Here is a 6,601-nt window from a genome sequence, read left to right as displayed (position 1 = left end):
TTGCAGAGTCACCAACGGAACTATCAGCTTATCTGCTTTTCCAGGAGCTTTAGACGGTTGATAACCATTCTTACGCCTATCCTGAATGCTTTTACTCGGCACTACGAGAGAAGGAATTTAACCTTCATCAATCGGTTAGTTCTCTCAAACCATTGCTGGTATTGAGGTCTAGAGTTTAAACCTCTCTAGAAACGGGTCGCACCATCTAGTAACCACCATAATTCCCCTTGAGGTTTGATTAAACGTGCAGGGTATAACATTCCATCGGCTTCTGGTGCAAAAATTTGTGACAAAGCAGGTTGTTTATTCGCACCTGTAACTAAAAATATTACACAATCTGCAGCATTAATTAAAGGGTAAGTAAAAGTCAAACGAGGTTGACCATCCTTATTTCCTACTGTAATCAAGCGATCGCTTACTGTCAATGCTGGAGTTTTCGGAAATAGAGAGGCTGTATGTGCGTCATCTCCTATTCCTAAGAAAATAAGATCAAAAACTGGTATTTCTCCTACTGCCAAACCAAAAGCTTCTAGTAATGCTGTCTCATATTTTTGAGCATCTAAACTAGGATTTCCTGAATCAGTTGGCATAGGATAAATATTAGCTTCAGGAAAATTTACCTTATTTAACCAGACGTACCGAGCCATTTTTTGGTTACTTTGAGGATCATCTGGGCTAACATAACGTTCATCACCCCAAAAAACCTCAATTTTATCCCAAGGTAATGAGGTAGCAGAGATCGCTTCGTAGAGGGGTTTAGGGGTATTTCCTCCTGCTAAAGCGATACGGCATTTTTCCTTAACCTCTAGTGTTGCTATAATTTTAGCCTTTACTAGTGCTAAAGCTCGCCCAATTAGGGATGACTTATCTGCTAAAATCTCTAAGTGTTTTTCCATAATTTACCAATTGTGATATTTTCAAGATAACCTAAAATAGATTTACCCAAATATAGTTTAAAGGATAGCAATGAACAGCATAGTTAACACCAGATATATGTCTTTAATTTTAAAGGTTACGGGGATAATTTTTATCGTTTCTGCTTTTATTGATTTTATCACTCTTGCTATTCCCATCAGGCTATTTGAATCGGCTTGGCAGTTACAATTTGTGGCTAGTGTGGTAGATAGGGGGATTGTACCATTATTAGGTATCATCTTATTTTTACTAGGGTATTGGTTCGATAGTGCTGTTGAGCAAACACCAAGCAAAAAGAAGAAAAAAGGCTTTGATATCAGAATGCTTTTCTTTACTCTAGCTGCGATTATGGGAATTGGTTACTTATTGCTAGTACCTATACATATACGTAATGTGAATGAAGCTAGAAGAATCGCTTTAGTTAGAATCAATCAACAAGCTGAGCAATCAGACGCACAGATTCAGAATCAATATAATCAGATTAAAGAACTAGTTACCAGTCCTAATGCAGCAGAAAGGTTACAACAAGGACTCGCTGAGATTGACCAAATTGCTAATAGTGAGCAAGAGTTATCAGCAGAACAACGCTTACAATTAGAGGAACAAAGACAAAGATTAACTCAATTTCAAAACTTTGCCGATAATCCCGAACTATTAGAGCAGGAATTAAGCAGATTACAAACCCAATTAGACACTGACAAATTAGCCAGAATCACTGAAACTAATTTAGAAGCCTTTAAACAAAGTGCGCGTATCAGTTTAAATAGTTTATTATTAGCGATCGCTTATAGTATTTTGGGTTGGTTTGGTCTGAAAAATCTGCTGGGAGCTAAAAGTAAAACTCGTCCTTCTGTACAATAAGCCTTAAAAAAAACTCCCGCATTACGGGAGTTAGAAACTATTTAAACTGCTAGACTCATAGCTGCTTCTTTCAATAAAGCTGCTTTATCAGTTTGTTCCCAAGGTAGATCTAAATCATTACGTCCAAAATGACCATATGCTGCTACATCTTGATAAAAACGTCCTTGACGTTCACCAGGTAAACCGCGTAAATTAAATACTTGAATAATTCCCGCGGGACGTAGGTCAAAATGAGCTTTAACCAATTCTAGAAGTTTTTCTTGGGCAACTTTACTTGTACCAAAGGTTTCTACCATGATACTGACGGGACGAGCCACACCAATAGCGTAACTAACTTGGACTTCGCATTTTTCAGCTAAACCTGCAGCCACGATATTTTTAGCTACATAACGACAAGCATAACAAGCACTGCGATCTACTTTGGTGGGATCTTTACCAGAAAAAGCGCCACCACCATGACGAGAGTAACCACCGTAGGTATCAACGATGATTTTACGTCCTGTTAATCCCGCGTCACCTTGAGGTCCACCAATCACGAATTTACCAGTAGGATTAACTAAATAACGGGTGTTGTTATTGGGTTTAAGCTCAAGATCATCAAATACAGGTTTAACTACTACTTCCCAGAGATCGCTTTTGATTTTAGCTTGTACTGCATCAGTTGCGGTTATCTCACCGATAGTTTCTGTATGTTGAGTGGAGACCAATATGGTATCTATGCCTACGGGTTTACCATCTTCATAAGCAATGGTTACTTGAGTTTTACCATCAGGTCTTAAATAGGGTAAATCTCCGTTTTTACGAGCATAAGCTAATTGTCGAGAGATACGATGAGCTAGACTAATAGGTAAAGGCATTAGTTCTGGTGTTTCGTTACAAGCGTAACCAAACATTAAACCTTGATCTCCCGCACCGATTTGATCTAATTCATCTTCACTGAGTTTATCTCTTTGCTCTTTAGCTAGAGTTACTCCCTGAGAAATATCGGGGGATTGTTCGTCTATGGCGAGTAAAACAGCACAGCTATTGGAGCAAAAACCGTTTTTAGCGTCTGTATAACCAATTTCAGCAATTTTTTTTCTAGCTAAGTCAACAAAGTTAACATGAGCTTGAGAGGTAATTTCTCCAGTAATTAAGACCAATCCAGTATTAACAACAACTTCTGCTGCAATACGGCTATGTTGATCTTCAGCCAGGAGAGCATCTACAATAGTATCGGAAATTTGGTCGCAAACCTTATCGGGGTGACCTTCTGTTACTGATTCTGAACTAAATAGGTAGTGAGACAATTTGATTTAGCCCTCGTATGGTAATAACATTAATTATCTTTTAAGGTTTAAGTGTAAGATGATTAAGTTAATATGGCAAGTTCTTGAAGATTATTAATAATGATGCTCCCTTGCTTTAGATGCTCTGTAAATTGTTCATCTCTAGTAATAGCAATAGTTCCAGCAGCTTGAGCTTCTTTAGCCATGGCTAAATCTCCTGGAGAATCTCCTACCATAAGGGTAGCTTGGGGAGGAATCCCTAAATTACCGCAAGCAAGTCGAAATAATTCGGGATTGGGTTTGGTTAATGGGGAATCTACCCCCATAGCTAGTTGGATATAGTCAGAAAGCTGATGTTTCTCGATAAAAGCTTCAACCCCTAGGGTAGAATCAGCTGATAAAATACCTAATTTTAAGCCTCTTTGGGATAGGGATTGCAGTAAATCTTTGACTTCTGGAAAGATTGGGGAGATATCAGCGCGGTCAGGAATACGTTTGTCTGCTTCAAGAAAGGCTTGACGAGCGATCGCCATGGAATTAAACCAACTTTTACCCCTTAAAGTGATTAAACTAGCCGAAGCTATTTCATTTTCTAAGCGACTACCTACAGCCATCAAACCCATAGGGTTAAGGGTATGATCTTTGATACCGAAAGCTTGGAGTAACTGTTGTTCTATACCAGGTATAATCTCATTAATCGCTCTTGCTCTGGCTTGAGCTAATTGTAAGAGAAACTGTTGAGAATCAGCTAATGTACCATCTTTATCAAAGATAATCCCTTGAATATTGTTAAATTGTACATTTTTACATACCACCGTAAACACAGTCATTCTCCTTTTTTTGGGCTAAACTAATTTAAAGCCAATATTGCTCTTTAGATGTCAACAATTTTAGAACAAGCTCAACTAGTTTGTAAGCAAAATGACTGGACTAGTGCTAATTACTACCTACAACAATTATGCTTAGACAATGTCTCTGAATCAGAGTTAACTACTATCCTGGATTTGAGTCTAACTATTTTAGCTCAAGGAGATTTTCAACAACGCTGGGATGTGGCTAAAATTATACCTAAGTTAGGCACAATAGCTATTGAACCTTTGCTCACTATCTTAGAAGATGAACAACAAGATTTTGAGGTGAGATGGTTTGCGGGTAAAATTCTAGCTAATTTCCCTGAACCTGAAGTAATTATTGCTGTAGTTAATTTGTTGGTAACCACGGAAGTAGAAGAGTTACAGGAAATAGCCGCGATGACTCTAGCTAGTTTCTCGAAAAGGGCGATCGCTCCTTTGGTAACTCTGTTATCTTATCCTCAATATCGTCTCCTAGCTACTCGCGCTTTAGCACAGATTCGCACTCGGGAAGTAATCGAACCTTTATTAACAGTAGTAAAAGATACGAATGTAAATGTACGTGTTATAGCAATAGAAGCTTTAGGAAGTTTTGGCGCACCCACCCTTACCCCTATTCTTCTTGATGCTTTGACAGATTTAGCAGCAGTAGTGCGTAAGGAAGCTGTAATCGCTTTGGGTTTAAGAGTTTCTGTTAGGGAGGAAGAGGAATTAATCAGAGCCTTACAACCGTTATTACAAGATGTTTCTCTAGAAGTATGTCAACAAACGGCGATCGCTCTGAGTAAGTTTTCTGATCCTCTAGCTGCAACTGTGTTATTTTCTACCCTAGAATCTCCCCTAACTCCTCTACCCTTACAGTTAACGATTATTCAATCTCTAGCATGGTTAGAAACCGCACAAAGTTTAAACTATCTCCAACAATCCCTATCTTTACTAGAACAACCAGCCATAAGCGAAATAATCACAGTTTTAGCTAGAATACAAAGTATAACCCTAAAAAATCAAGCAGGAGTAATCTTAACAGAATTTGCTCAATCTAACTCCCCTTTACTCACAGATACCACCATTAAACAAACCCTAGCTTATAGTTTAGGACAATTAAACCTAACTTCCACTCTTCCTATTCTAGAAAACCTAGCTAAGGATAGAAATACAGGAGTCAGACTACACGCCCGTAATGCTATAGATAAAATCCAATCATGAGTCAAGAATTTCGCGAATTACTGAAAAAAGTAGGTAGTGGTCAACACACACATAAAGATTTAACCCGAGAAGAAGCAGCTACAGCCCTAGAGATGATGTTGGAGCAAAAAGCAACCCCTGCTCAAATTGGAGCTTTTCTCATCGCTCATCGCATAAAAAGACCTACTGGGATAGAATTAGCAGGGATGTTGGATACCTATAGTCAATTAGGACCAAAATTAACACCCCTACCCGAATCTTTTCCACCTGTAACGGTTTTTGGTATTCCTTATGATGGTAGGAGTCGCACTACTCCTGTTAATCATCTGACTGCTTTAATTTTAGCTACCGCAAGTATTCCTACTTTAATGCACGGTGGAGACTGTATGCCTACTAAATATGGTATTCCTTTAGTAGATATTTGGGGGGGATTGGGTTTAGATTTTACAGATTTATCTTTGACTCAAGTACAAGAATTATTACAAGCAACTGGTTTTAGCTTTGTTTATACAGTTAAACATTTTCCCGCAACTCAACAATTAGTTAGTTATCGTGAGGAAATCGGTAAACGTCCACCTTTAGCTACTTTAGAGTTAATTTGGTCACCATATCAAGGTAAAACCCGCTTAATTGTAGGCTATGTTCATCCTCCCACAGAAACCATGATTCGAGAAGCTTTAACTTTAACGGGAAAAGATAATTATATTCTGGTTAAGGGTTTAGAGGGAAGTTGTGATTTACGTCTCTCTCAAACGACGATTGTCGGGGTTGATTCTTCTGAGACAGGTTTTAGTTATCTTAAAGTTAATCCTAAAGAATATAATCTTAATACTCGGGAAATTGTCCTAGACTCAAGGGAAGAATTATTATCACAAACTCTAGCAGTTTTAAAGGGAGAAGAAACAGAATTAATGTCAGTTACTATTTGGAATGGAGGTTTTTATCTTTGGCGTTGTGGTGTTGCTCCTGATTTGGCTAGAGGGATTAATCAAGCCAGAGATTTACTCCTTAATCAACAAGTTAGGCAAAAATATGAGCAAATTAAAGACTATCTCAGCCATTTTACAGAGAAATAAATTCTTTTGGTTGGTAGCGATAATTGGTTTAATTCTTGACCAAGTAACTAAATATATAGTAGTGCTGAATTTTCCGAATATTGGAGATACTATTCCACTTGTACCAGATGTTTTTCATTTTACTTATGTGATTAATACTGGTGCAGCTTTTGGTAGGTTTCCAGGTGGGGTAACCTGGTTAAGATGGTTATCTTTAATTGTTAGTTTAGTCTTAATTTTGTTTGGTTTATTAGCACCAAAAATGTTAGTTTTAGAACAGTTAGCCTATGGTTTTGTTTTAGCCGGAGCTTTTGGTAATGGAATTGACCGTTTTTTATTTGGTTATGTGGTAGATTTTCTCGACTTTCGCTTAATTAATTTTCCTGTTTTTAATTTGGCGGATACTTTTATTAATATCGGTATTTTCTTATTATTAATCTTGCTTTTTTCACCTAAAAAGGAGTAA

7 protein-coding genes are annotated in these 6,601 nt (G+C 37.7%); 4 read left to right on the top strand and 3 right to left on the bottom strand.

The window, feature by feature from the left end; genetic code table 11:
- Positions 1-185: 185 nt before the first annotated feature.
- Positions 186-896, bottom strand: a complete 711-nt coding sequence (pgl, locus tag EA365_00970; GenBank protein ID TVQ48899.1) for a 6-phosphogluconolactonase — start codon at positions 894-896, stop codon at positions 186-188.
- A 97-nt stretch (positions 897-993) separates the two neighbouring features.
- On the opposite strand from pgl, the gene EA365_00965 reads away from it, so the two are divergent.
- Positions 994-1,776: a hypothetical protein gene (locus EA365_00965; protein TVQ48898.1), complete on the top strand. Its 783-nt coding sequence runs from the start codon at positions 994-996 to the stop codon at positions 1,774-1,776.
- Between the two features lie 41 nt (positions 1,777-1,817).
- Here EA365_00965 and EA365_00960 read toward each other — a convergent pair whose 3' ends face one another.
- On the bottom strand, positions 1,818-3,065 hold the full coding sequence (locus tag EA365_00960; protein TVQ48897.1) for a methionine adenosyltransferase: 1,248 nt from the start codon (positions 3,063-3,065) through the stop codon (positions 1,818-1,820).
- Between the two features lie 62 nt (positions 3,066-3,127).
- Positions 3,128-3,868, bottom strand: a complete 741-nt coding sequence (locus tag EA365_00955; GenBank protein ID TVQ48904.1) for an HAD family hydrolase — start codon at positions 3,866-3,868, stop codon at positions 3,128-3,130.
- A gap of 54 nt (positions 3,869-3,922) precedes the next feature.
- Between EA365_00955 and EA365_00950 the strand changes: the two genes are divergently transcribed.
- Genes EA365_00950 through EA365_00940 form a run of 3 tightly spaced genes read left to right on the top strand, consistent with a single transcriptional unit; the run spans position 3,923 to position 6,601 of the window.
- Positions 3,923-5,101 carry a HEAT repeat domain-containing protein gene (locus EA365_00950; protein TVQ48896.1) on the top strand — a complete coding sequence of 393 codons (1,179 nt, stop codon included), beginning with the start codon at positions 3,923-3,925 and terminating at the stop codon, positions 5,099-5,101.
- Complete coding sequence (locus EA365_00945; GenBank protein TVQ48895.1) at positions 5,098-6,156, top strand: hypothetical protein; 1,059 nt, start codon at positions 5,098-5,100, stop codon at positions 6,154-6,156. The genes EA365_00950 and EA365_00945 overlap by 4 nt, the downstream gene beginning before the upstream one ends.
- Positions 6,140-6,601: a lipoprotein signal peptidase gene (locus EA365_00940; GenBank protein ID TVQ48903.1), complete on the top strand. Its 462-nt coding sequence runs from the start codon at positions 6,140-6,142 to the stop codon at positions 6,599-6,601. The genes EA365_00945 and EA365_00940 overlap by 17 nt, the downstream gene beginning before the upstream one ends.

It is taken from the genome of Gloeocapsa sp. DLM2.Bin57, assembly GCA_007693955.1.
Classification (GTDB): Bacteria; Cyanobacteriota; Cyanobacteriia; order Cyanobacteriales; family Gloeocapsaceae; genus Gloeocapsa.
This window is presented reverse-complemented; position numbering and strand designations above follow the sequence as displayed.

Bases quoted from the DNA above. Each gene is read 5' to 3' on its own strand.
- EA365_00945 (TVQ48895.1), top strand. From the start codon at position 5,098: ATGAGTCAAGAATTTCGCGAATTACTGAAAAAAGTAGGTAGTGGTCAA.
- EA365_00950 (TVQ48896.1), top strand. From the start codon at position 3,923: ATGTCAACAATTTTAGAACAAGCTCAACTAGTTTGTAAGCAAAATGAC.
- pgl (TVQ48899.1), bottom strand. From the start codon at position 896: ATGGAAAAACACTTAGAGATTTTAGCAGATAAGTCATCCCTAATTGGG.
- EA365_00965 (TVQ48898.1), top strand. From the start codon at position 994: ATGTCTTTAATTTTAAAGGTTACGGGGATAATTTTTATCGTTTCTGCT.